Annotated in this window: 25 protein-coding genes and 1 other RNA gene; 12 read left to right on the top strand and 14 right to left on the bottom strand. The window is 39.2% G+C overall.

Translation table 11 applies throughout. The annotated features are described in order from the left end of the window. Window position 1: 1 nt before the first annotated feature. The 6 genes from FZ945_RS02315 to pyrE all read right to left on the bottom strand — a co-directional run bounded on the left by FZ945_RS02315 (window position 2) and on the right by pyrE (window position 6,552). Window positions 2-673 carry a 4Fe-4S dicluster domain-containing protein gene (locus FZ945_RS02315; protein WP_180996975.1) on the bottom strand — a complete coding sequence of 224 codons (672 nt, stop codon included), beginning with the start codon at window positions 671-673 and terminating at the stop codon, window positions 2-4. Window positions 674-692: 19 nt separating this feature from the next. Next, window positions 693-1,451, bottom strand: coding sequence for an FKBP-type peptidyl-prolyl cis-trans isomerase (locus FZ945_RS02310; protein ID WP_021084088.1), 759 nt, complete (start codon window positions 1,449-1,451; stop codon window positions 693-695). Between the two features lie 44 nt (window positions 1,452-1,495). Next, the gene (locus FZ945_RS02305; protein ID WP_009295151.1) at window positions 1,496-3,562 is read right to left on the bottom strand and encodes a cytochrome c; all 2,067 of its coding nucleotides are present in this window, start codon (window positions 3,560-3,562) and stop codon (window positions 1,496-1,498) included. Between the two features lie 95 nt (window positions 3,563-3,657). Next, entirely contained in the window at window positions 3,658-5,085 is a 1,428-nt protein-coding gene (locus FZ945_RS02300; RefSeq protein ID WP_148802213.1) for an ATP-binding protein, read from the bottom strand. Beyond that, entirely contained in the window at window positions 5,075-5,764 is a 690-nt protein-coding gene (locus FZ945_RS02295; protein WP_148802211.1) for a response regulator transcription factor, read from the bottom strand. The genes FZ945_RS02300 and FZ945_RS02295 overlap by 11 nt, the downstream gene beginning before the upstream one ends. Before the next feature lie 179 nt (window positions 5,765-5,943). Beyond that, a complete protein-coding gene (pyrE, locus tag FZ945_RS02290) occupies window positions 5,944-6,552 on the bottom strand; it encodes an orotate phosphoribosyltransferase (RefSeq protein WP_148802209.1) in 609 nt (202 codons plus the stop codon). A gap of 119 nt (window positions 6,553-6,671) precedes the next feature. On the opposite strand from pyrE, the gene FZ945_RS02285 reads away from it, so the two are divergent. The 5 genes from FZ945_RS02285 (at window position 6,672) to thyX (ending at window position 11,874) form a co-directional block, all read left to right on the top strand. Continuing rightward, on the top strand, window positions 6,672-8,039 hold the full coding sequence (locus FZ945_RS02285) for a Na+/H+ antiporter NhaC family protein (RefSeq protein ID WP_148802207.1): 1,368 nt from the start codon (window positions 6,672-6,674) through the stop codon (window positions 8,037-8,039). 32 nt (window positions 8,040-8,071) lie between these two features. Continuing rightward, window positions 8,072-8,329 (top strand): hypothetical protein, encoded by a 258-nt coding sequence (locus FZ945_RS02280; RefSeq protein ID WP_148802205.1) that lies wholly within the window; start codon window positions 8,072-8,074, stop codon window positions 8,327-8,329. Next, a complete protein-coding gene (locus FZ945_RS02275; RefSeq protein WP_148802202.1) occupies window positions 8,326-8,622 on the top strand; it encodes a type II toxin-antitoxin system RelE/ParE family toxin in 297 nt (98 codons plus the stop codon). Before FZ945_RS02280 ends, FZ945_RS02275 begins: the two co-directional genes overlap by 4 nt. An 88-nt stretch (window positions 8,623-8,710) precedes the next feature. Continuing rightward, entirely contained in the window at window positions 8,711-11,155 is a 2,445-nt protein-coding gene (gene flgE / locus FZ945_RS02270; protein WP_148802200.1) for a flagellar hook protein FlgE, read from the top strand. Between the two features lie 92 nt (window positions 11,156-11,247). After that, window positions 11,248-11,874 (top strand): FAD-dependent thymidylate synthase, encoded by a 627-nt coding sequence (thyX, locus tag FZ945_RS02265; RefSeq protein ID WP_103635662.1) that lies wholly within the window; start codon window positions 11,248-11,250, stop codon window positions 11,872-11,874. Window positions 11,875-11,918: 44 nt separating this feature from the next. Here thyX and FZ945_RS02260 read toward each other — a convergent pair whose 3' ends face one another. The 7 genes from FZ945_RS02260 to ruvC form a co-directional block, all read right to left on the bottom strand. Then, on the bottom strand, window positions 11,919-12,194 hold the full coding sequence (locus tag FZ945_RS02260) for a type II toxin-antitoxin system RelE/ParE family toxin (RefSeq protein ID WP_103567136.1): 276 nt from the start codon (window positions 12,192-12,194) through the stop codon (window positions 11,919-11,921). Further along, the gene (locus FZ945_RS02255) at window positions 12,194-12,424 is read right to left on the bottom strand and encodes a molybdopterin converting factor (RefSeq protein WP_103614211.1); all 231 of its coding nucleotides are present in this window, start codon (window positions 12,422-12,424) and stop codon (window positions 12,194-12,196) included. Before FZ945_RS02255 ends, FZ945_RS02260 begins: the two co-directional genes overlap by 1 nt. A 63-nt stretch (window positions 12,425-12,487) precedes the next feature. Continuing rightward, window positions 12,488-13,594, bottom strand: coding sequence for a DNA adenine methylase (locus tag FZ945_RS02250; RefSeq protein ID WP_148802198.1), 1,107 nt, complete (start codon window positions 13,592-13,594; stop codon window positions 12,488-12,490). Between the two features lies 1 nt (window position 13,595). Continuing rightward, window positions 13,596-14,111 (bottom strand): S-ribosylhomocysteine lyase, encoded by a 516-nt coding sequence (luxS, locus tag FZ945_RS02245; protein ID WP_012140684.1) that lies wholly within the window; start codon window positions 14,109-14,111, stop codon window positions 13,596-13,598. Between the two features lie 98 nt (window positions 14,112-14,209). After that, a complete protein-coding gene (locus FZ945_RS02240) occupies window positions 14,210-16,174 on the bottom strand; it encodes a methyl-accepting chemotaxis protein (protein WP_148802196.1) in 1,965 nt (654 codons plus the stop codon). Between the two features lie 66 nt (window positions 16,175-16,240). Beyond that, on the bottom strand, window positions 16,241-16,930 hold the full coding sequence (locus FZ945_RS02235) for an MOSC domain-containing protein (RefSeq protein ID WP_148802194.1): 690 nt from the start codon (window positions 16,928-16,930) through the stop codon (window positions 16,241-16,243). Between the two features lie 16 nt (window positions 16,931-16,946). Then, window positions 16,947-17,426, bottom strand: a complete 480-nt coding sequence (gene ruvC, locus FZ945_RS02230; RefSeq protein WP_103567041.1) for a crossover junction endodeoxyribonuclease RuvC — start codon at window positions 17,424-17,426, stop codon at window positions 16,947-16,949. 122 nt (window positions 17,427-17,548) lie between these two features. On the opposite strand from ruvC, the gene dnaA reads away from it, so the two are divergent. The 5 genes from dnaA to FZ945_RS02205 all read left to right on the top strand — a co-directional run bounded on the left by dnaA (window position 17,549) and on the right by FZ945_RS02205 (window position 24,328). Beyond that, window positions 17,549-18,859 (top strand): chromosomal replication initiator protein DnaA, encoded by a 1,311-nt coding sequence (dnaA, locus tag FZ945_RS02225; protein WP_103567040.1) that lies wholly within the window; start codon window positions 17,549-17,551, stop codon window positions 18,857-18,859. 153 nt (window positions 18,860-19,012) lie between these two features. Continuing rightward, a complete protein-coding gene (dnaN, locus tag FZ945_RS02220) occupies window positions 19,013-20,080 on the top strand; it encodes a DNA polymerase III subunit beta (RefSeq protein ID WP_148802192.1) in 1,068 nt (355 codons plus the stop codon). A 17-nt stretch (window positions 20,081-20,097) separates the two neighbouring features. Then, on the top strand, window positions 20,098-22,407 hold the full coding sequence (gyrB, locus tag FZ945_RS02215) for a DNA topoisomerase (ATP-hydrolyzing) subunit B (protein WP_148802190.1): 2,310 nt from the start codon (window positions 20,098-20,100) through the stop codon (window positions 22,405-22,407). Window positions 22,408-22,460: 53 nt separating this feature from the next. Beyond that, window positions 22,461-23,093: a preQ(1) synthase gene (gene queF / locus FZ945_RS02210; RefSeq protein WP_262367134.1), complete on the top strand. Its 633-nt coding sequence runs from the start codon at window positions 22,461-22,463 to the stop codon at window positions 23,091-23,093. After that, the gene (locus FZ945_RS02205; protein WP_148802189.1) at window positions 23,093-24,328 is read left to right on the top strand and encodes an HD domain-containing protein; all 1,236 of its coding nucleotides are present in this window, start codon (window positions 23,093-23,095) and stop codon (window positions 24,326-24,328) included. The genes queF and FZ945_RS02205 overlap by 1 nt, the downstream gene beginning before the upstream one ends. Here the strand turns inward: FZ945_RS02205 and ffs are convergent. Beyond that, an RNA gene (gene ffs / locus FZ945_RS02200) (signal recognition particle sRNA small type) lies at window positions 24,315-24,412 on the bottom strand. The genes FZ945_RS02205 and ffs overlap by 14 nt on opposite strands. A gap of 113 nt (window positions 24,413-24,525) precedes the next feature. Between ffs and FZ945_RS02195 the strand changes: the two genes are divergently transcribed. Both FZ945_RS02195 and FZ945_RS02190 read left to right on the top strand, forming a co-directional pair. Continuing rightward, on the top strand, window positions 24,526-24,960 hold the full coding sequence (locus FZ945_RS02195; RefSeq protein WP_148802187.1) for a hypothetical protein: 435 nt from the start codon (window positions 24,526-24,528) through the stop codon (window positions 24,958-24,960). A gap of 208 nt (window positions 24,961-25,168) precedes the next feature. After that, window positions 25,169-25,315 (top strand): bifunctional hydroxymethylpyrimidine kinase/phosphomethylpyrimidine kinase, encoded by a 147-nt coding sequence (locus tag FZ945_RS02190; RefSeq protein ID WP_148802185.1) that lies wholly within the window; start codon window positions 25,169-25,171, stop codon window positions 25,313-25,315. Window positions 25,316-25,317: the final 2 nt, after the last annotated feature.

Raw genomic sequence — 25,317 nt, 5'->3', positions numbered from 1 at the left:
CTTACACCCCCGCTTTTACTTTAGGAATATATCTAAGGCTTGGTTTTGTGCCAAGTTCTGCTCTTAGCCTTATGCTATCTTTGACAGCTAAAAGCTGGCTAATGTGCGAGCTCTCATCGTTTAAATCGCCAAATACCAAAGCCTCATATCTGCACGCCTCAACGCAGGCTGGATCTTTTTTATCCTTTAAATTTGTATCTATGCAGAAGTTACAGCTTTGGGCTGAGTGACTAAACTTATCGATATATCTCACGTCGTAAGGACAGGCTACGATGCAGTATTTACAGGCGATGCAGTCATCTATGTTTGTAGTTTGGATGCCAGTTTTTGCGTCCTTGTGACAGGCTTTTGTTGGGCAAACAGCCACACAAGGCGCATCCTCACACTGCTGACAAGATACTCTTACATATCTTTTATCAAGCAAATTTTTTGGATCAGTCTTATCCTCTACAAAAAGTCTCATCTGTCCTTTTGGGACTAAATTTACTTTTCTACATGCCACTTCGCAGTCCGTGCAGCCAACGCATTTGTTTTGGTCAAATATCATGCCAAAATGTGGTTTTTTCGCACTCTCTTCACTCTTAAAAGCAAAACCACTACTTGCCACGCTAGCACCAGCAGCCACAACTGCCATGCGTTTAAAGAAGGCTCTTCTGCTATTTTGATTTTGCATTTTTAACTCCATTTATGCCTTAATGAGGCTTTTTAATGCCCTCATTTTGCTCTTTTTCATGAATTTTTCTTGCCGCCTCAGCTAATTCGCCAGGCTTTAAGACCTTAATAAGCTCTATCTCAAAAACGATAGTCTCGCCACCAGGTATCCCCTCCATGCCGCTATCGCCGTATGCAAGCTCAGGTGGGATGACAAATTTAAACTTCTCGCCCTCTTTCATAAGCATAAGTCCCTCTTCAAGCCCAGGGATCAAATTTAGCATCGAAAGATGAGCTGGAGCCTCTTTTGTCTCGTCAAAGACCTTGCCATCAACAAAGCTTGCTTTATAATTTACTATGATGATGCTCTCAGGCTTTGGTGTAGCCCCTTTTGAGCCACCCTTTATGATCTCATATTGTAAATTTGATTTTGTTGTTTTTACATTTTTGTTTTTTGCATTTTTTTCCATATAGGCTTTGCCTTGGGCTAAATTCTCTTTTAGCTTGGCAGCCTCTTTTTCTTTTACTATCTTATCTAAGCTTTCAGCCCTTTTGTTTAGTAGCTTTGCTATCTCATCATCACTTAGTTTTAGCTCGCTCTTTAGCGCATCACTAAAGCCTTTTATCACTGCATCAGCGTCATAGCCAACACCTAGTTGCTTTTGATCTAGCAGTCCTTTTAAAACATATCCACCGCTTGTTGCGCCTATGGCGTAAGAGTCGTTTGTATCGACATTTGCTAAGAGGCTAGCCACGCTTAGGCTAAGAAGTAGCGAACATTTTAAAAACGCATTTTTCATTTCAAACCCTTAAGATTAAAGGGGCTAAAACTAGCCCCTAAATGCTATAAATTTTTGTTTAGAATTCTCTGAGCTTCTTTTATATACTCTTTAGATGCATCTAGTCTTTGTTTAGTAAATTTAAATCCGTGCATACCCCACGAACCATCTTTTTCAACCATATCGATGATCTCTTGAGCGTTTTGGACAAGCTCATAAACTCTTGCTTTATCACTTGGATCTAGCTTTTTAGTCTCTAGTAGTGAGTAAATTCCCTCTATGCCTATTTTGACCTCTGAGAATTCATTTTTAACTGGAGTTTGCCATCCCATAACCTCATCATAAACTTGTTTTTGGTTTTTGAAGTGAAGTGTTGGTTTTAGCTCAGATAGCACTGGGCTATGGCAGCCTTTATTATCTTTCATATCTTTATCAGCCCAAGATGTTCTAGCGCATGCCCACATCAAATCAACATAGTTGTGGCCATTTTTATCTCTCTCAAAGTGCCAATCTTTAGCATCTCTTGGACCTTTAGCAGCGTCGCCTGGCACTAGAGATTTCTCTTTTGGATCGACCATGATCTTCCAGATGTGAGAGCGTCTTTGAGTATCAAAGCCAGCGTTGTCTTGGAACTGAACAGCGTAGAAATTCTCGCAGCTCATCATAAATGGCATGTGGCAAGATGCACAAGTGTTGTTTTTGTGTGTATCTGCTTTTGATGCGATATATGCTTGAGTCTCGTGACAATCTTTACAATCTTTTTTGATCTTTGGTTTAGTGTAGAACGCACTTAGATAGCCTTGATCTGGGTTGTAATTCATGCCAGTTACGCTCTTATCGCCTACGACGTTACCTGTGTTATCGTGTGGATCGTGGCAAGTGACGCATCTCATGCCTTTATCGTAGTGAGCGGTAAAGTATGATTGTGAGCCCTCAGAACCGCATCCTGGTCCCATTGATTTAAATTTAGAGCTTAAAGAAAGATCAAGCTTGCCGTTGTTAAGTGGGTTAGCACGCATTAGATCTGGGCTAAAGTTAAATCTTTGGTGACAGCGTTCGCAGTTTGATGTTCTAAAATTTGTAGCTCCATCAAGGTGACCGCCAGCTCCGTGGCACTCCTCACAGCTTACGCCTTTTGAGATAGTGTGTTTTTGAAGCTCTTTGGCATTACCAAGTGCTGCGTAAAATTCTGCTTTTGACTTAAAGTCAAATTTAACAGGGTGGCAAACCTCACAATATGATGAGTTTGCTTGGAAAAACATCGACTTTTTATGTTTTGCGGCGTATGAGGCAAGACCTCTGACATATCCGCCATTATCGCCATACTCTTCAAGCGTGCCAGGAAATTCTGGGACGAGCTCTTTTATCTTTTTAACAGTTGCGTCGTCTAAATTTAACGCCCATGTTCTTTGCCATTGGTTACCGCCAGCCACGATCTGACCTGTGCCATCTCTTAGCAAACCGCCCTCAACGTAGTAAGTACCACGAAGTAGCCATGCATCGACGTATCCCATCTTAGTTCTTAAGTGACCAACGGTTGCGTAGATGACATCTGGAGTGATACCTTTTGGAAGGATAGAAGCGGTATCTTTGTCAAATACTGGCTCAGTTAGGTTGTTATTGACCTCTGGGTGCTCGCCAGGGAAACGCATAGTAGTTGCGTGGCGAGATCTGCTCCAGACCTCATACTGAGCTGGGTGACACTCACCGCACTTTTCTGGTCCTACAAATTTATTAGGAAATTGAAGTGATGAAGTGGCTGGAATTCTATACATCATAGAGCTATAGCCCTTACCACCATCTCTTTTACTAAGCTTTGACATATCAAAGCCATGTCCCTCGGCAAGCCACTCTAAGCCACGGTCATGAACGACCATTTTGCCGACGGTTTTGCCACCATACTTTGTAAAAATAGGGTGGTTTTTAAATAGCCAGTTATACATCTCTTGCTCTTCTACGACGTAGTCTTGCAAGGAGACAACACCTCTACTTTGCAGTGTGCCTTTAGGATTTGCGATAACATCACGTGCTTTATCGGACATCTGCATATTATGCTCTTCGCAACAGGCTTGTGAAGCAAAGATACTAACACCCATGAGTAAGCCTGCTAAGGCTTTGTGTAAGTTTCTCACGTCTCCTCCTTTGAATTTTTATCCTAAAATCAAAATGATTTCATACTGATAATCTTAACACCAAAAAAGGGCAGAAAAGGGGGAAATTTAACAAATTATAAATTTTCGAAACTAATTGTAAATGCAACGTGGTTTTCATCCACATTTTTAGCAAAGATTAGGGCGTTATTTTTGCGAGCGATAAGGCGGCTCATATATAGCCCAAGCCCGCTACCGCTCTCTTTTGTGCTAAAGTGTGGCTCAAAGATGACCTTTAAAAATGAATTTTTTATCGCCCCTGCGTTATTTTGCACGCATAAATTCTTGCGATCATCTTTTAAAAAGGCGCTTATCTTTATCACTCTTGGCTTTGTGTAGCTTTGTTTAAATGCATCTTTTGCGTTGTTTATGATGTTTATTAAAATTTGGATTATCTCATTAAAATTTGCAAATACCTCAAAATTTTCTCTCACGTCAAGCTGCACTTCGATCTGATACTTTTTAAGAGTTGCGTTTAAAATTTTTATCGTTTGATTTATCACTTCAAGCACCTTAAACTCTTTTCTCAAGGTATTTGGACTAAAGAAATTTTTAAAGTCATCAACGGTTTCTGACATGAAATTTATCTGCTTGCTTGTCTCTTCTATAAACTCATAAATTTTCGCCTCATCAAGCTTTTTTCGCTCCTGATAAAGCTCTAAATTTATCAAAGCCGAGCTTATCTGAGCTAGCGGCTGCTTCCACTGGTGCGAGATATTGCCTATCATCTCACCCATCGAGGCTAGGCGGCTTTGATGTATCATCAGCTGCTCAGTTTGCTTTTTGCTCTCCTCACCACGCCTGTGCATCTTATAAACAAGTAGCAAAAATAGTCCAAAGATAAGCGTTATAGCGCTCATTATGACGATGACCTCTTGCAAATGGTAGGTAAAAATAGCGCGGATTGGTATCTTAAAAGAGATCATCGCGACCGTTTCGTTCACGTCTGGGATCTCTATGCCATCCATGCCATATTTTTCTAGCATTTGTTGTGGGGCATTTGCGCTGCTATGACAGGCTAGACAGCTTGGGCTTTGGTTTTTTATAGGCAGACCCACAAAGAGCTGTGAGCCATTTTCATCTTTTATTATCTTTACAAATTCTTTAAATTTATTCTCTTTAAAGCCGTGCAAGACGCCAGCTTCAAATTCATTTGGCTCGTGAGCTTTATTTAGCGGAGCGATGGCAACTAGCTTGTAGTCAAATTCAAGGTTATATTTTTTCTTTTGGATGTTGTAAATTTCACGGCTTATATATGATGACGATAGAAGTCTTTCGTCAAAAAAGTCCTCTTTTAAGACGCCCTGCTCTTTTAACTGCTCGATTAGTGGGCGCTGAACTCCAGCGATGTACTCTCTTACAGAATTTATGCCCTCCAAAACATAATACGCCTCTTTTTTGGCGTCTTTCATCGCTAGGTCGTTGTAAAAATTTAGCACAAGCGCCGAAACTAGCAGATAGACAAAGATAAAAGCACCGACTATTAGCTGAAATTTATATCTCACAAAGGTAGCCCACGCCGTATAAATTTTTGATCACATCTTTGCCTAGCTTTCTTCTAAGCTCTTTTACGATCGTCTTTATCGCCTCTTTTGTGGGCTGCTCGTAGTCCCAGATGTAGTCAAAAATTTGCTCATAAGTGATAGTTTGGTTTTTGTTGTTTAAAAAGTACTCCAAAAGCTTGCTCTCGCTCTTGCTTAGATGAGAAATTTCGCCATTTACATAAAGCGCTTTTTTGCCAAAATCATACTCAAGCTCGTCATTTAGCCTGATAGTTGGTGTGCGTCCAACTAGCTCAAAAGCCACATCTTCAAGCGCTTTGATGAAAGATTTTTTATCATATGGTTTTGCGAGATATCTTGTGATCTTTAGCTCAACTGCTCGCCACAGATACTCTTGCTCGACGTGGCTTGAAAGGATCACGATAGGGATTTTTTGGTTGATAGCTCTTACTTTTTTAGCGATCTCAAGACCATCGATATTTGGCACGCTGATATCAAGCACTAGCGCGTCATACGCCCCACTCATTGCAAGCTCAAGCGCATCAAAGCCGTCTGTGACGCCTTTAACCTCTGCGAAAAAGAGCTCCAGCGAGGCGCAGATATTTCGCAAAATCGCCTCTTCATCCTCTAGGCAAAGGACCTTTTTGTTTGATAAAACATCTAAAATATCATACTCTTGCATACGTCATCTCATCTCTTAAGCCAAAAATCCGACTTAAATAACACAAAATAAAAATTATTTCATAAATTTACATCATGATCGTAAGCTTAAAGTAAAAAATCAGCTCACTACTTAAGTGATAAATTTAAAAGAGAAAGTTAAATTTAGCCAAAGATTTGGCTAAATTTTCTAACTAGCCTTTAGTTGCCTCTGCTTCCAGGCTTAATAGCCTTGCTACCGCTCTTACAAAGCGGACAGTGCTCTGGCTCGTAAATTTCAAATTCAAAATTTCCTAAAGCGAAAAATGGCTTGTCGCTTGGCAGTTTTGCATTTGGCTTTGAGTCGTTGCCTAAATTTGCAACCTTACAAAAGCCACGATTTGCAAGTGCGGCAAAGCCAACCACTTCGCCACCAAGGCTCTCTATGACACGAGCCGCCTCAAGTGCCGAGCCACCAGTTGTGATGATGTCCTCACAAACTATAAATTTCTCGCCTTTTTTCACTTCAAAGCCGCGCCTTAAGCTCATCACCCTATCAACGCGCTCTGTAAATATAAAGCGCTTTTTCGCCGCGCGAGCTAGCTCATATCCAGCCAAAATTCCACCAAGTGCAGGAGAACAAACACTATCAAATTTAATGCCAAATTTCTCTATCACGCGCGCTAGCTCATCTGCTAGCTTTGCCGCAAGTGCTGGATCTTCAAGCACCTTTGCACTTTGTAGATAAAACTGCGAGTGATTACCACTACTTAGCAAAAAGTGCCCCTCCAAATATGCCCCAGCGTCCTTATAAATTTTCTCTAAATCCATCGCTTTTTCCTTTTAAAATTTGCCAAAAATCTTAACACATACCCACTTAAGCCACTCTTTTTAAAATTTAATAAGCCCCGCCCTTGTATAATTCTTGCACTCATACAAAAAGGACACACATGCTTCTCTTTAACCCTGTTGTTTTTAGCATTTTGGTGATGACGGTGCTATGTTTGCTGCGCTTTAACATCCTGCTTTCTATCCTCGTTTCTGCGCTTGTCGCTGGTGTCATGTATAAGCATGGTTTTAGCGGATTTGAAAGCGGTTTGGCAAGCGGTTTTGAGAGCTTTTTTTCGGCCCTAAAAGAGACCACACAAAGCCTCATAAGCGGCATGCAAGGCAACCTTGAGACCTCGCTAAGCTATATCTTGCTAGGTGCTCTCGCAGCTGCCATAGCAAATACAAATTTAACAGCCATTTTGATAAATGCAATGAGTAAATTTCTTAGCTCAAATAAGGTCATTTTTACACTAACCATCGCCTTTATCGCTTGTTTGTCTCAAAACTTGATCCCAGTTCATATAGCTTTCATACCTATCTTGATCCCACCACTTCTTGCCCTTATGAATAAGATGGGTATAGATAGGCGCGCGGTGGCTTGCGCTCTTACATTTGGTCTGCAAGCGCCTTATGTTAGCCTTAGCGTTGGCTTTGGTCTGCTTTTTCACAATATCCTTAAAAAAGAGCTAGCAAACAACGGCATAAACACAACCATCTCGGACATTTCTTCAGTCATGTGGATAGGTGGAGCTTCGATGTTTGTAGGGCTCATCTTAGCCATACTTTTTTATAGCAAAAAAAGGATTTATAAAACTTCTAAATTTGAAAAGGCCGAGCTTGATGAGATCGAGCGCGCAAAGAGCCTTGAGATGACTAAAAAAGAGTGGGCGGTCTTAGCTGGTGCGGTTGTCGCCTTTGTCGTGCAAATTTACACTTCGCTCTTGCCACTTGGTGCGCTACTTGGACTTTTGGTCATGGTTGTTTTTGGCGGAATAGAATATAAAAAAGTAGATAAGATCATGGATAATGGCCTTGCTATGATGGGCTTTATCGCATTTATCATGCTTGTTGCTGCGGGATATGGCACCATTTTAAGAGAGAGTGGCGGTATAGACGAGCTTGTAAAATACGCCAGCTTGGTCTCTGGCGGCAAGATAGGCGGAGCGCTTTTGATGCTACTTATCGGACTTCTTGTAACGATGGGCATAGGCACTAGCTTTGGCACTATCCCTATCTTAGCCTCTATCTACGTGCCACTTTGCCTTAGTCTTGGCTTTGGCGTGCCAGCTATCATCTTGCTAGTTGGTATAGCAGCGGCTCTAGGCGACGCTGGAAGCCCAGCAAGCGACAGCACACTTGGGCCAACGAGCGGTCTAAATGCTGATGGTGAGCACAACCACATATATGATACTTGCGTGCCTACATTTGTATTTTTTAATATCCCACTAATCATCGGTGGCATCGTAGGTGCGTTGATACTTGGATAAATATGATAGATAAAAATATGTAAGGAGCAAAAATGATAGGTATGCTAGTTGCCGAAGAAACACCACAGATCACTCAAATTTTACAAAAAGCGGTTCAAGAGATAAAACGAATAAACCCTAATGCAAGGGTTGAATTTGTAGATTATAACGACTACTACGTAAATAAAGAAAATGAACAAAATTTGAAAGAACTGATCGCAAAACATAGACGTGGCGAGCTTAAATATTACACTCTTGATGATGTGATCGCTGAAACCGATGCCATAATAGAAGGCAAAAATTTAAGATGAAAATTCTTTTTACAGATGATTTTAAAGAGAGTCTAAAAGAGATATTAAAATTCATAAAACAAGATAGCAAAAATCGTGCATATAACTTTCGCGATAGTCTAAAAAATGAAATCATAAAAATCCCTGAAAGACCATACTCTTACAGAGAAAATCTAACTATGAAAGATACCCAAGTAAGAGACTTGGTCTTCAAGGGATATGTTGTTGTGTTTGTCATAGAAGAGGGCGAACAAACTATCACTATCATATCAATCTATAAACACAATCTGCCAAATTTAAAATATCCTCAGTAACTATTATTTTTTGCCGATATAAATTTTGGAACATCTTTTGCTTTAGAAAGATCATAAAAAATTTTAAAACGAGAAAAAGGATAAGCTCATGATGAGATCACTTTGGTCTGGTGTTTCAGGCCTACAAGCCCACCAGATAGCCATAGACGTAGAAGGCAACAATATCGCAAACGTCAATACCTATGGTTTTAAATACAACCGCGCAAATTTTGCTGATATACTAAGCCAAACTCCAAGAGTTGCTACCGCTCCACAAGGTCAGCTAGGCGGTCAAAACGCTATGCAAATAGGTCTAGGAACGACTATAAACTCAACTACAAGAATTTTCTCACAAGGCACACTAACAGCCACTGACAAGCAAACCGACCTTGCTCTTCAAGGAAATGGCTTCTTCGTCGTATCTCCAGATGGCGGAACGACAAGATACTACACAAGAAACGGCGATTTCGTCCGTGATAAGGCTGGTAACTTTGTAAATAATAGCGGTTATATCGTTCAAGGCTGGACTAGAGATGAAGAGACTGGCACTATCGACTCAACAGGCCCTATAAGCAACATCGTCATCAAAAAAGGTCTTACAACTCCAGCAAGAGCAACAACAGAAGTTAAAATAAAAGGCAACCTCGACTCAGGTAACAGCATCGGTCAAAGAAGCACACCTATTTACGCTCTTGACTCAGTTGCTGGCGGACGCGACTACAATAACGATGGAATTTTAAACGCTAACGAAGTTCATAATGAAAACGACGTAAATAACGATGAATTTTATACAAACTCAAGAAACGAGCAAATTTTAACAGAGCGTGGTGTCGATCTTGGCGTTACATTTGACGAGCTTGGAAATGGTCTTGCTCTAAGAGATGGTCAAGGTATCTGGGTAAGCTACGCAAATGCTAAGACTGAGAAATTTTCAGTAGGTAGCGCCCTAGCACAAAACATCGGTCAGATCAACCCACCAGCTACACTTGATATAACACTAAATGGACAAAACATCAAAACTCAAGCTGGCACAATGACAAGCATCAGTGACGTTGCAGCTGCTATCAACGCTCAGTACAACAAAACTGGTGTTAGAGCTGAAATTTCAGAGGGTAACAAACTAACGCTTATAAACAGAAACAACTCAGGTACAACCGAAGAGACAAAAAACATCCACCTAACAGTAAATGCTGGAAACACAGTTGGCGGTCTAGCTAGTAAAGATATCATAACAGCTTATCAATATGTCTATACAAGCTCACAAACAACAGCTGTTCACCCAAATAACGACAAAATCGCAAGACAGATCACTACAACAGAAGATTTGCGTGCAGCTATGCAAGAGGATGCTAGAAACCATGTTGATTATAATGGCGATGGTCAAATAAGAGCAAATTCTGACGCACTTGATGCAGCAAAACTTGCAACTGCCGCTCACAAGGTAGCCCCTGGTACAGGTGGTGCAGCTATAACAAATCCAGCCTATGCACTAGCATATAACAACGCTTATGCAGCAGCAGCTGGCACACCTGATCAAAAACATGCAGCAGGTGTTGCTGCACTTCAGGCAGTAGCTGGAGATGATACGAACGATGGCGTAAAGATCACTGTAAATAAACTAGGTCAATTTCAACTAGAAAACCCTACAAATGAAATAGCTGATCAAGCTCTTTATATGACTACAACTGGTCTTACAAAACCAGCTCAAGGCACAAACAACGCAGCAGTCAATGAAAACGTTCGCTTTACAAATATCATGAAAGCACTTGATGGCGCACTAAGCCCAGGTCAAGCACTAAGAGCGAGCGGTAAGATGATGATGTCAAGCCACGGCTCAACAGCTGAAATTTTTGACTCACTTGGCTCAAAACACACAGTTAGTATCAGATGGGCAAAGACAGGCACTACAACAGATGGTGGAACTGAATGGAATATGATCATTCAAGTACCAGAGCCTGCTAAGATAAACTACACAGGCGAGGGTCCAGACAACGTTGTCACTGGTTCATTGAGATTTAACTCAAATGGCTCACTCGCTAGCTTTCACCCAGCTACGATAACATTTTCAGCTAACAACGGCTCACAAAGTGGTCAAAATGTTAGTTTAAATTTTGGTTTGGGAACTGATTTTAACGGACTAACAAGCTTTGATAAAGACTCATCAACTGAGTCTATCTCACAAGATGGCTACACAGGTGGCACACTAAATGACCTAAAGATCGACGAAACTGGTACGATCATCGGTGCATTTACAAACGGACAAAGCTTTGGTCTAGCTCAAGTTGCACTTGCTAGCTTTACAAACAACGAGGGTCTTCAAAGTGAGGGCGGAAACGTCTTTTCACAAACTGCAAACTCAGGCGAAGCAGTCATAGGCGCAGCAGGCACAGGCGATAAAGGAACGATCGCGGCTTCAAAACTAGAAGCTAGTAACGTCGACCTAAGCCGTGCGCTAACAGATCTTATCGTCATCCAAAGAGGCTTTCAAGCAAACTCAAAAACTATCACAACAAGTGATGAGATGCTAAATACACTTCTTCAACTAAAACAATAATCACAAAGGGGGCGCTCGCTCCCTTTTAAATTTACAAATAAAATCAGCCTTCTTTTTGTAAAATGCTAAAAAATTTCACAAAAAGAGAAAATATGCAAGTAACACTTCTAAATCACACTCCACTAAATATCTGCTCTCACGCGATCCGCACATGCTGGCAAAGCTTTGACAAAGGCGACAATGGCGGCGAAAAAGATGTCGAGCTGATAGATAGGGTGGGTAATAAATTTAAACACGCATCGACACTAGAGCATCTTTACTACAACTTCTACATCCAAGGCATCTCGCGCGCACTGCTTCAAGAGCTAGCCCGCCACCGCATAGCAAGCCTAAGCGTCAAATCAACCCGCTACACGCTAAAAGAGCTAAAAAAAGAGGAGAAATTTGAAGTAGGGCAGTTTGAGCGTGCGGCTAAATTTATCGTGCTAACAAATGACGAAATGGTCGATAACGCAAGCATAAAAGCGCTTGAAAATTTACGTGAAATTTTAGCCTCAACTACAAAAAGCCTTGATATAGTCAAATACTGCTTGCCAGAGTGCTATAAAACCGAGCTTACATGGAGTATAAATGCTAGAAGCTTGCAAAATTTCATCTCTCTAAGAAGTTCAAAATCAGCCCTTTGGGAGATAAGAAATTTAGCAAATGCTATCTACGACACCTTGCCTGAAGAGCATAAATTTATATTTGAGAAGTGCTTGCCAGAGGATGAGGGTTAAAATTAAGTGCAAAACAGCATCAAAGTATAAATTTAAAAAGTGTTCTAATATCTTTTAAAAATATCTTGGTGTCTGCCTATTTTAAAAAGCTTTAAAATTTCATCATCTCTTTGATAGATTATTACCAAATCTCCAAAAACGTGGCACTCTCTAAAATCTTTTAAGCTTCCAGTAAGCTGATGATCTTTTAAATCATCAGCTAATTTTTCATCATTTTGTAGTTGAAAAACCACCTTTGAAATCGCTTTTTCATCCCATCCTTGCTTTAAAACTAACTTCAAATCCTTTTTATAAGTGCTAAAAATTTCTAAAATTCTCATCAATGATTTTCTTGCTTTATTTCATTGATCAAGTCATCATGGTTTTTGTAAAATCCAACACTTTTTGCGTTTTTTAAATCAAGCAATGTCTGATCTGTCGGCATCTCTTGCTCTTTTGAACTATTGACATACTTGATTTTATATTTTGGATCCATAGCTTGCGCCATCGCTTTAAATGCCTCAATAGCTTTTTGACTGATATTATCGCCTATTATTGTTATTGTTTGCATAGCATGCCTTTTTGTTTTTTGGGGATTATATCATTTTTTGTTTTATTGTGTTTTTGTCTAAATTTACTTTTTCAAAACGTAAAGAAGCTCGTCTACGTGGATGTTTCTAGCTTTTAAATTTCTGCTGCCGCGGTAGGCATTATACTTTTGGCGAAGTAGATGAACTTTGCCCATTTTATTTAGATTTTTATCAAATTCATCTTGGTTGATAAAACCCTCTGAGTTAAACGAGATAAGCACAAATTTAGCCTTTAAATTTGCTATCAGCTCGAAAAATGCCTCGCTTGCTGATGACTTTTTATTAAAAACTGATCTGTTCCAGTCCTTTGCGATGCCTGAGACTTTTGAAATTTTACTTGGCTCTTCATAGCTTGCGATGAGATTTAGCATGAAGTAGTTTGAGCCGTATGGATGCTGGTTATAAGGCGGATCAAGATAGACTAGATCAAGCCCATCAAGCTCTTTTGCCAGCAAATTTGCGTCCTTTTGATAGACCTCAAATGGCACGCTGAAATTTGAAAAAATAGGCTTAGTCAAATTTATATCAGAAGTGATCCTTGAGATGGCATTTTGCCCCCTGCCACCAAACTGACCGATGCCCTCTTTATTTTTATGAAAACCTTTAAAAATTCCACTCGTATTTGCATGAACGCTTGCATTATAAAGTAGTGGAGCTATGAAAAATTTTCTCATCTCCTCTGGCAACACCTCATCTATGAGTCTTCTTGCGGTGTCAATGAATTTGGCATTTTTTCTTGTATAAAAGACCCGCTCGCCAAAAGCGATATTTTCATCATCTTGCGGGGCATAAAGCCTTGTTATAAAGCCCTCAGAAAGATTATCTTTTATCTCTTTTTCAAGCTTTTTTTGCCAGAAATTTATCTCATCTCTTAGCTCATTTGTGGCGTTTTGCAGATAGCATGAGTTTGTGATGAAACTGTAAAGTTCCAAGTCGTTTGCGACTAGAAATTCGCTATTTTGTTTTAAAAACCTAGCCACCACGCCGCTTCCACTAAAGAGGTCGCAGCAGCTAAGCTTCTCTTTTTTAAGCTCGTCTTTTGCGTATTTTACGCCTCGCTCGATAAAGCCTAAAAGAGAGCGTTTGTTACCAAGATAGGTTAAAATTTGCTCTTTTAGGTAGGCTTGATTTTCTTGTTTTACTGGCTTCAAATCAGTGCTTTTTTAGTCCCATAGCATCAACGTCAAGCTTGATCTCATCGTTATTTATGATGACTAGACCTTGTGCTAAAATTTTGCTTGCTATGGCGTGCGCCTCATCAAGTGAGTGCATCTTGTAAGTGCCGCATTGAAATTTATTTAGCTCTGGGATTTTATCTTGATCTTTGACCTCTAAGATATCTTTCATAGAAGCAAGCCATGCCTTTTTTACAGCTTCTTCGCTAGGTGTGCCAATGACACTCATATAAAAGCCAGTCCTGCAACCCATCGGCGAGATGTCTATTATCTCCACGCCGTTGCCATTTAGGTGGTTTCTCATAAAGCCAGCAAATAGGTGCTCTAAAGTGTGAGTGCCTTTTTCTGGCAAAATTTCCTCATTTGGCTTGCAAAATCTCAAGTCAAAAACGCTGATATCATCGCCTTTTGGGGTCTTCATACTCTTTGCTAGTCTTACTCCTGGGGCTTTCATCTTCACATGATCTACGCAAAAACTATCAAGTAGTGGCATATATTCTCCTTTAAATTTTTGGTAATTTTAGCGTAAAAAAGATTTAAAAATTTAAAGGCTCACGTAAATTTACATGAGCCTAGTAGTATTTTTGGGTATTAAAATTTATTTTTTCTAACGTCTGTTAGTATGACCTTCGCCATGCCGTCTATCTCGCTAGTTACGTCGTTTGTAGTATTAACAACTGAAATATTTTCTTTTGTAACATTATCTATTTGAGATACACTTTGATTTATCATATCAACAGCTGTTGTTTGCTCTTTGATTGATTCACTCATCTCGTTAATTGATTGAGCAAGGACATTTGTATTTGCCTCGATCTCTCCAAGTGATTTTTGTGTTCTTTCAGCTAGCTTTCTAACCTCATCAGCCACAACTGCAAAACCACGTCCATGCTCACCTGCACGAGCAGCTTCTATGGCAGCATTTAGAGCGAGTAAATTTGTCTGATCAGCAATATCACGGATAATAATGATGATATTTTTGATCTCATCACTTTGTCTTATAACATCCGCTGTCTTTTGAGATATTGCATTCATTGAGCTTGACATCTCTTCGATAGCTGCTGCACTTTCTTGAATAGACTCTGCTTGCTTATTTGCTCCTGAAGTTAAATTCTTCATAGATTCAGATAAAATTTGTGCTTTTTCTTCCAAAATTTGTGCCTGGCTTAGATTATCATTTAGCATATTGCAAATAGCAACACCAGAGCTATTTATACCAAGCATCATAGCTTTTAGATCAGCTTCAATGTTTTCATCTATTTCAATCTTTGCAGTATAGTCATTTTTAGAGTAAGCGTTTAATATATTTATTACATTACCCAAATTTTTACTAATAGAACTAAAGAAAGTGTTTAGTAAATCTTTTAGTTTGATAAGAGATGGGTTATTTGGGTTCTCACTTAGTTTGACGCCTAAATTTCCTCTTATCATATTATTTGCAGCTATATTTAGCTCTTCAAGCATGGTATTATCTTTTTTGATGCCAGCTATGACTTTGTCGATATTTTTATTTATCTCTTCACTCATCACGCCAAATTCATCAGTAGTGTGGATATCTAGCTTACTTGGGGCAGTGCTGCTCTCATAAGTGATAAATTTAAATGTATCAGAAAGCTTCTCTTGGATAACTCCGATAGGTTTAAGTGAGCGTTTTAGTAGTACAAATACAATGGCTGAGAGTATGACTATAAAGAGCACCGCAAGTATTAGCTGAGCTTTTAAGATAGGCATAGTGTTGTTTGAAAAGGTATCCGCACCTATTGCAACAGCAGCAAGCCAGCCATCATCGTTGATAGGTAAAATTTTAGCCGTTACATCTTGGTCTTTAGAGTTTTTATATGAGATCAGACCATTTTCGTCAAATTCTTTATTGGCATATTTTTCTGAGACGACCTTTGTAGCAGGCAAGATAGTGCCAACCTCTGAAGCTACGTCAGAAAAGAGCATAGTGCCATCTTTTCTCATCACATAAGCATATCCACCATCGCCAGTGTTGCCTATCTCGATGATCTTGTCACTAACTTTTTTTACATCTATATCTATACCAACAACGCCAACAAATTTACCATTTTTAGTAACAGGAGCAGTAAAACTCATAACAAGATCATTTGTAGAAGTGACCCTTGGCTCGGTATAAATTTCTTTATTTTTCTCTTTTGTGCTCTTATACCAGCCTCTAGTTCTTGGATCGTAGTTATCAGCTACGGTTGTTCTTTTACCATCTGATTGGAAGAAGTGTCCATCCTCATCGCCGTAATAAATATAGCTCACCGCAGAGTTTGCGACCTTTTTCTCTGATAAGACAAAGTTCATTATCTCATCGCCACTTTGAGTGCTCTCAACGACTGATGAAATTTTCTTGATATGCTCTAAATTTTCATCAAAAAAAGTATTTGCAACACTCTTTATATCTTTAAGGACTTGATCCTCTTTGCCACTGACAAGCTCAACGATCTTGTCCTTTGAAGTAAAATAACTAACCGCCGAGATAGCACAAAACGAGATGATGAGTAAGATCATCAAGGCTAGTGCTATCTTATTTGTGATAGAACGAAACACCCCTGCTCCTTTAAATTTTATTTGAAATCCATTTGCAAAACAAAATCGGAGCAAAAGTATAAATGTTTATAGTGTTCTCATAAATTCGGTGCTGTAATCGCCTTCAATGCGTCTTTTCATATCATCATGCCAGCCATTTGTAAGAGTGGTGAGGGCGTTAAATTTCTCAAGTAAATTTAAATTTTCACTTGGCGCGTAAAAGAGCCTGTTTATCTCTAAAATGCTCATATGAACTGGATCACTTTCTATAACCTCTATCGCGTCGCCTGCTTTGCACGAGCCTGGCGTAAGGACGCGGTAGTACCAGCCAGTAAGGCCTGTTTCAAAGATGTGAGTAGCCATATTTTCATTGCCCCATCTTTTTGAGAGTTTAAAGCATGGCTTTCTAGGCTGCGAGACTTGAAGCACAAGCGAGCCCACCTTATGGATATCGCCCACATAGACGCAGCTCTCATCAAGCCCGTCAATACATAAATTCTCCCCCATCGCCCCATAAGCTATGTTTTTTAATCCCAAAAATTTCTCCCACTCGGCGTAGTTTGCAAACGAATTTGCAAAAACTGCCTTTTCAGGGCCGCCGTGGTGCTTCGTATCAGCGACGCTATCGCCCTCAAAACCAAGCTCATTTGCGAAAATTTCGCCATTTTGAGCTACTTTAAAAATAGCCGAACTCCAAGGTAAATTTAGCTTATCAGTTGCATTTTGCGAGCCGTAGTTTTTCACATCTCCTATTAGTAAAGCTTTTAGTGTTGCCATTTTTTCCCTATCAAATTTAGTTTATTCTTAAATTATTCGCGTGAGTTAGCGCGATAGCGATAGCATCGGTGATATCAAGAGGTTTTATCTCTTTATTTATGCCTAAAATTTTCTTCACCATAAATGCCACTTGCTCTTTATCAGCCTTTGCCTTGCCAGTGACCGTTTTTTTTACTTGAAGCGGCGTATATTCGGCAAAGTCACCATGAAGCTGCAAAATTTTAAGACTAAGTGCCCCGCGAAACTGAGCGAGCTTTAAAACGGTTTTTGGGTTGTAGGCAAAGAAGATGTCCTCTATCGCGACCTCATCAAATTTATGGTTTTTAAAGATGAGATCAAGCCCCTCGCAAAGCTCTGTTATTTGGTATTGAAGCGTGTTTGGCTTTATCTTTATAAGCCCAGCTTCAAGAAGAGTAGTTTTAAATTTGCTCTTTTCAAGTATCGCGTAACCGCAATTTTTCGTGCCTGGATCGATTCCTAAAATTTTCATCACAATCTTTTCAATACTTTTTCACGACTTTTTCACGCCGTGAAAAAGTTTGTCAGAGTTTAACAAAGGTTTTATTAAATTTAAGATAAAATCGCTAATAAAATTCATTAAATAAAAAGGGTTGAAATTTGCTAGCAGACGAGATTTTAGAGCTTTTACAGACAAAAATATCAGCTAATGAATTTGACTGCTACATCAAACAATTAAAATTTAACGAAAAGGCTTCAAACGAAGATTTTATAGTTTTTAACGCCACGAGTGAATTGATGGCTAAATTTATAAAAACTAGATACGCAGAAAAGATCGCCTACCTTTACGAAGTAAAAACCGGCAAAAAGCCAGAGGTCGAGATAACAAGCCAAACAAAGCTAAAAAACATCAAACAAAGCCAAGTAAATGTAAAGCAGATCAAGGCGCAAAGCAGTATCTTAAACCCTGGATATACATTTGAAAATTTTGTCTGTGGCGACTCAAATCAGTTTGCATTTTTAAACGCAAAAGCAGTCGCGGACAAGCCTGGCGTGCTTTACAACCCACTTTTTATATATGGCACAACTGGTCTTGGCAAGACGCACCTGCTTCAGTCAGTTGGCAACTACTGCCTAGATCAAGGTAAGGTCGTCATCTGCGTGACGAGCGACCAGTTTATGATTGATTTTACCACGCATCTAAATAGCCACTCGATGACTAAATTTCGTGAAAAGTACCGAAACTGCGACGTTTTACTAATAGACGATGTGCAATTTCTTGGCAAGACAGATAAAATTCAAGAGGAGTTTTTCAACACATTTAACGAGCTCATCGCCAAAAAAGGTCAGATCGTCATGACCTCAGACCGCCCAGCAAAGATACTAAAAGGCTTTGATGAGAGGCTAAAGTCTAGGTTTGAGCAAAGCATAATGGCTGATATCACGCCACCTGAGCTTGATACAAAGATAGCCATCATCATCAAAAAATGTGAATTTGACAAAATTTATCTAAACAAAGAGGTCATCGACTACATCGCTACAAACATGGGCGATAATATCCGTGAGATCGAGGGCGCTATCATAAATTTAAACGCCTACGCAAGCTTGATGAGAGTTGAGATAACGCTTGAATTTGCTAAAAATACACTAAAAGATCTCATCAAAGAGAAGCATGAAAATATAAATTTAGAGACCATTATAGAGATCGTTAGCAAAGAGCTAAATATCAAGCCAAGCGACATAAAAAGCAAGTCAAGAGTGCAAAACATCGTCGAGGCTAGACGCATCATCATCTACCTTGCAAAGATGCTCACTACAAACTCTATGCCTCAAATCGCAAACTATTTTGGCATGAAAGACCATAGCGCCGTTAGTCACAACATAAAAAAGATAAACGAACTCATGGAGAGTAACGAAATTTTCAACCTCAGAGTGACTGAGATAAAGAACAAAATTTTAACAAAAGGATAAAAACAGAATGAAATTCGTGAATAAATGTGAAGAAATGAAAAATTCTTTTCACATTTTAAATAACGATGCTGGCGCGAGAAAAGATGGTTTTCACACTTTCACGCTACCAACTAATACAACAAAAAGAAAATTAAAAATAAGAGGGAGTATTTAATGAAGGTTTTAATAAACAAAAACATGCTTGAGAGCATAGTAACAAACACTAATCCATATCTCGAAAAAAGAGATCTTAGTGCTATAACTTCTCACATCTACATTTCAGCAAAAGATGGAGTTTTAAACATAAAAGCGACTGATCACGAGATAGGACTAGCATATAAACTAAGCAACGTAAAGATCGTTGATGAGGGCTATGCAACTGCAAATGGTAAAAAGCTACTTGACATCATCAAAAGTCTAAAAGATGAAGAGGTAACGCTTGAAACTGTTAATAACTATCTTTACATCAAGCAAAAAAACTCAAAATACAAACTTCCTATGTATAAATTTGAAGACTTCCCAGAGTTTCCAACGATAGAAGGCAAGGCTAAATTTAACATAGACGCCATAATGCTAGGTAGAAGCTTAAAGAAAATTTTACCATGCATCGATAGCAATAACCCTAAATTTGAGCTAAATGGCGCTTTATTAGACATAAAACAAAACTATATAAATATAGTAGGCACCGATACAAAAAGGCTAGCTGTATTTAAATTTGCAAATGAAGCGAGCAATGAGTTTTCACTCATCATCCCTAAAAAGGCGATAAATGAAATTCAAAAGCTATTTTTTGACAAGATAGAAATTTACTATGATGAAAACGTCCTCATTGCTCAAAGCCAAAATTTTGAGTTTTTCACAAAGCTGATAAATGGCAAATTCCCTGACTATGAGCGCGTTATACCAAAAGATATTGCTATAAGATTTGAACTAAACAGAGATAAGATGGTTGAGGGTATCAAGACTATTTCTATGCTAAGCGATCAGATGAAGATAACTTTTTCAAAAGAGAGCATTACATTTGAGAGCATCATAGAGGACAACTCTGAAGCCAAAACGATGATAGAGTTTCAAACTGGACTTGAAGAAGATATCAGCATAAATGTCAAAAATAGAAATTTAATAGACTTCTTACAAAGCATAGAAGATGAGAAATTTGAGTTTGGATTTAAAGATAAAAATTTACCTTTCGTTGTTAGCTCAAAAGAGCTTTTAACGGTTATAAGTCCATTAAATATATAAGTTAAAAAAGGTTTATGATGGAAAATAATTACGGCGCAGAAAATATTAAAGTACTAAAAGGGCTTGAGGCGGTCAGGAAGCGCCCAGGCATGTATATAGGCGATACTAACATAAGCGGTCTTCACCATATGATCTACGAAGTCGTTGATAACTCTATCGACGAAGCGATGGCAGGATACTGCGATACGATAGATGTTGAGCTTACACGTGATGGCTCAGCGATCATTAGTGATAATGGTCGTGGTATCCCAGTAGATATGCACCCGACTGAGAAAATTTCAGCTGCGACTGTTGTTCTAACTGTGCTTCACGCTGGTGGTAAATTTGACAAGGACACTTATAAAGTCTCTGGTGGTCTTCACGGCGTTGGTGTATCTGTCGTAAATGCTCTTTCTAAAAAGCTAATCGTAAATATCAAACGTGATGGCAAGCTTCATAGACAAGAATTTTCAAAAGGTATCCCACAAAGCGACCTTGAAGTGATAAAAACTACAAATCGCACAGGCACGCAAGTCGAGTTTTGGCCAGATGATAGCATATTTGAAGTGACTGAATTTGACGATGAAATTTTAACAAAAAGATTTCGTGAGCTAGCCTATCTAAACCCAAAGATAACTATAAATTTTAAAGATCAAAGAAATGGCAGAAGCGAGAGCTTTCATTTTGAGGGCGGACTTGAGAGCTTTGTAACTGATATGAACAAGGCAAATGCTGTCAGCAAAGCGGTCTCATTTAGCGGCGGCGAAGATGATGTTATGGTTGATTTTGCCCTGCTTTACAACGACACTTATAGTGAAAATTTACTAAGCTTTGTAAATAACATCAAAACTCCAGATGGCGGTACGCACGAAGCTGGCTTTAGAGCGGGCCTTACAAGAGTTATCACAAACTATGTTCAAGCAAATGCTGCTGCACGTGAAAAAGATACAAAGATAACTGGTGAAGATATCCGCGAGGGACTTATCGCAGTTGTGAGCGTAAAAGTGCCAGAGCCGCAGTTTGAGGGACAAACAAAGGGCAAACTAGGTTCAAGCTACGTAAAACCTATCGTTCAAAAGATGGTTTTTGACGTGCTTACAAAGTATTTTGAAGAAAACCCTATCGAAGCAAGAGCGATAATGGAAAAAGCCCTAATGGCAGCTCGTGGTAGAGAAGCGGCTAAAAAAGCTAGGGATCTAACTCGCAAAAAAGAGAGTATGAGCGTAGGCACACTCCCTGGCAAATTAGCTGATTGTCAGAGTAAAGACCCGGTAATTAGCGAGCTATATCTAGTGGAGGGCGACTCTGCGGGCGGTTCTGCAAAGCAAGGACGTGATAGAGTTTTTCAAGCGATATTGCCGCTTAAGGGTAAAATTCTAAACGTTGAAAAGGCAAGACTGGATAAAATTTTAAAGTCTGATGAGATAAAAAATATGATAACAGCGCTAGGCTGCGGTATTGGAGATGAATTTGACGCTGAAAAGCTTAGATATCATAAGATCATCATCATGACCGATGCCGACGTCGATGGTAGCCACATCCAGACGCTACTTTTAACTTTCTTCTTTAGGTTTTTAAATAAAGTTGTAGAAAACGGCCACATCTATCTAGCTCAGCCGCCACTTTACCGCTATAAAAAAGGCAAGAAAGAAATTTATCTAAAAGATGAAAAAGCTTTAAACGAATTTCTTATCGAAACTGGCATCGAGGGCGTTGATATAGAGGGTATCGGTAGTGCGGATCTCATCGATTTTTTAAAGATCGTTGCAGCTTATAGAAGCGTCTTAAAAGAGCTTGAAAAACGCTTTAACGTCCTTTCAGCGATCCGCTATATGATAGAAAATCCAGACATCGTCTCAAAAAGCTACAATGAAATTTTTGAAATTTTAAGAGACTTCTTAAAAGCTGAGGGTCATAACATATTAAACCACTACGTTAGCGATGATGAGATTAGAATTTACGTCCAAACAGAGAGCGGCCTAGAAGAGCTTGTGGTAAATGAAAATTTATTTACAAACCCACTCTATGAAGAGGCGCTTTACATCAGTCAAAAGATAAAAGAGCGTGGCCTAGACTTGCATAGTGACGTTATAGACGTGCTTGATGAAGTAGAGAAAAATGCGAAAAAAGGTGCATATATCCAGCGCTATAAAGGTCTTGGTGAGATGAACCCTGAGCAGCTTTGGGAGACAACTATGAACCCTGAGAACAGAAGACTTTTAAAGATCGATATAAACGACGCTATAAGCGCTTCTGATACGTTTAATCTCTTCATGGGCGATGAGGTCGAGCCAAGAAGAAACTACATCCAAGACCACGCAAAAGACGTTAAACACTTGGATATTTAAAAGGTGATCAAATTTAAATTTGACCTGGTTAGTAAAAATATAAAGGATAAAAAATGAGCGAAGAGCTAGAGATAGAGATGAAATACGGCGAGAAAATTTTGAAAGAATTTGACGTAGAGAGTGACCTTGAGGTCTGGGAAAATAAGCAAACAAGGGACTATGTCATAAAGATTACTCTGCCTGAGTTTTGTTGCCTTTGCCCTCGCTCTGGTTATCCTGACTTTGCGACCATATACCTTGAGTACATACCAAACAAGCTAGTTGTTGAGCTAAAAGCGATAAAGCTTTATATAAATAGCTTTATGAACCGCAACATCAGCCACGAAGATAGTATAAATGAAATTTACTCTGTTTTAGAGAAAAAACTAGAGCCTAAATTTATGAAGATAGTGGGCGACTTTAACCCACGTGGAAATGTCCATACGGTTATCGAGATCAGCTCTGATCTAGTCGTAAAAAAGACAGCTGAAGAGAAAGAATTTACTCCAAGAACTAGAGAAAGAAGTAGCTTTGGTGATAAGCCACGTGAAAGACGTAGCACGAGCGATCGTGGCAGTAACAGGGGCAGCAGAGATGATAAATTTAAAAAAGATGACAAGCCAAGAAGAAGCTCAAACAAAGATGGCTTTAGAAAGATAAGCTACGCCGATGATAAGAAGCCAAAAGTAGTCAAAAAGGATAAATAATGATAAGTGCTAAGCTTATAGAACATATCTTTAAAGCAGCATCTATATCACGTTGGAACGACTATCCAAAGATGACAAATTTAGTCGAGCTTGACAAGCAGGCTCATAAATTTATCATCGCTTATTTCATAGCAAAACAAGAGCAAAATGCCGACATGAACTACATCATCGAGGCTGGAATTTTTGAGTTTTTAAGCAGGGTCGTAGTCACAGACATACGCCCTGACGTCTTTCACCACATCCAAAAGACAAAAAAAGAGCAGATAAATAGCTGGGTTTTAAGCAACCTTGAGACGCTCATCTCAGATATCGAGGGAGGCGAATTTTTAGAGAGATTTAAAAACCACTATAAAAACGACAAAACTCACGAAAAAGAGCGCCTTATACTAAAAGCAGCCAGCTATCTTGCCACGAGGTGGGAATTTTCTATCGTCTATCAAACGAGCCAGTTTTTAAGTGATATCGACGAGCTTAAGGGTAAAGTTGAGGAGGAGATGGAGGATTATTACGAGCTAATCGGCGTTAGAAAGATCGCTATGAACCAAAAGCTAGCCCGTCTTGTTGATCTAAGTGGCAGGCTAAGGTTTCAAAAGCGCTGGGCACAAACGCCTCGTATCCCTGAAACTGCGGTCTTAGGACATATGCTAGTTGTTGCGATACTTAGCTACTTTTACTCACTAAAAGCAAAAGCTTGCAAAAAACGCTTGGAAAATAACTTCTTTTGCGCACTATTTCACGACCTACCAGAGAGCCTTACAAGGGATATCATAAGCCCTGTAAAATACGGCGTAAAGGGGCTAAATGAGATTATCAGCGAGTATGAGATGAGGCTTATTGATGAGAGGATTTTGCCATTTGTGCCTGAAAAGATCAAAGATGAGTTTAGCTACATCCTTGGTATCAGAAAAGATGGCGAGAAATTTATCAAAGATGAGTTTGAAAATAGGACTTATGAGCGCAAGATCATCTGCCACGAAGGGACTATGGAGAACGTAAATGAGGATAAATTTAACCCAATAGACGGCAAAGCGCTAAAATACTGCGACAAGCTCTCAGCCTATATCGAAGCTGGAATTTCCATAAGCTACGGCGTCAAGTCAAAAGAGCTAACTGACGGCTTTAATAATATGTATAAATTTTTTAGCGAAAAACCTAAGATTGACGGAGTGGATTTTTTAGAAATTTGTGATAATTTTAATGAGCATTTTGGTTTAGAAAGACCCCCTCTCAGATGACTGCGGCACACACTTAATACAAGTGCTCTGCTGTGTTCCCACCCTGAAGCGGTGCTCATAAAAAGCATTGCACAGGTCTAAGAAGGAGCTTCGCAATCATACAAAAACTATACTTAAATTTAGTTTTATAGTTACATTTTTAAAAATTTAGCTTTAAGAGTATATAATCTCACATAAATTTCACCAAAAGTAGGGCAATGCCAGGAAAGATCAAGCTTCGTTTTTTATCGGCTTTTAGGGATTTTTTCATCTATCACCACAAGTCTTTAGAGTTTCGTGCCAAAATTTTTGCTGCTATGATTTCAGCTAAATTTGACCCAGACGAGGATGATTTTTACGTTTTAAACGATATCGTAAGTGAAATTTATGAAAACGACCAAACTAGAAAAGACTTCTTAATCCAAACCGTTAGAGAGTACGTCGCAAGGGTCAAAAGAAACGATAGGATCACGCTTGACACGCTTCTTTTATGCATAGATAAAGATATGAAAGACCACAAAAGATATGCTAAAAAGATAGACTTTTCGCACCTTCGCCGCTTGATGAGTGGCTGCGAGGAGGAAATTTTAGTCCAGCAAAGAGTTTATGAGTTTTTGATAAACGAGGTCAAACTCTACTCGCAAAGCGCTTAAATTTCACCCTAAATTTAATCATTTTCCGTGGCTTGTAGCTAAATTTTCTCGTTTCTGACCTTGTTTTTTCTATTTAACTCGCTAGTTTAGGCGATTTATGACTAAAAATTCGAAACAAAACTTTTACATTGATAAATGTGCATTATTTTGTGATAAAGCTGTTGCTAAGATAAAAAATAAGTGCATAGATTAGCCTGCTTACACTTTCTTGGCGTCGCTTGCTTGCTACCTTGCAAAGGGAAAGAGCTTAGAGGAGACCATAGGGCTTTCAAAAGAGTATATTTGCTCTATTATAAAAGAGAGTATCAATACAAAACTAGGCAAAAACCGCCTACTTTGGCACAGAGTGAAGTAAAT

Source organism: Campylobacter concisus, assembly GCF_902460535.1.
In the GTDB taxonomy this organism is placed as follows: domain Bacteria; phylum Campylobacterota; class Campylobacteria; order Campylobacterales; family Campylobacteraceae; genus Campylobacter_A; species Campylobacter_A concisus_AS.
Note: the sequence above shows the minus strand (reverse complement) of the source record. Positions and strands in the feature narration are given on the sequence as shown.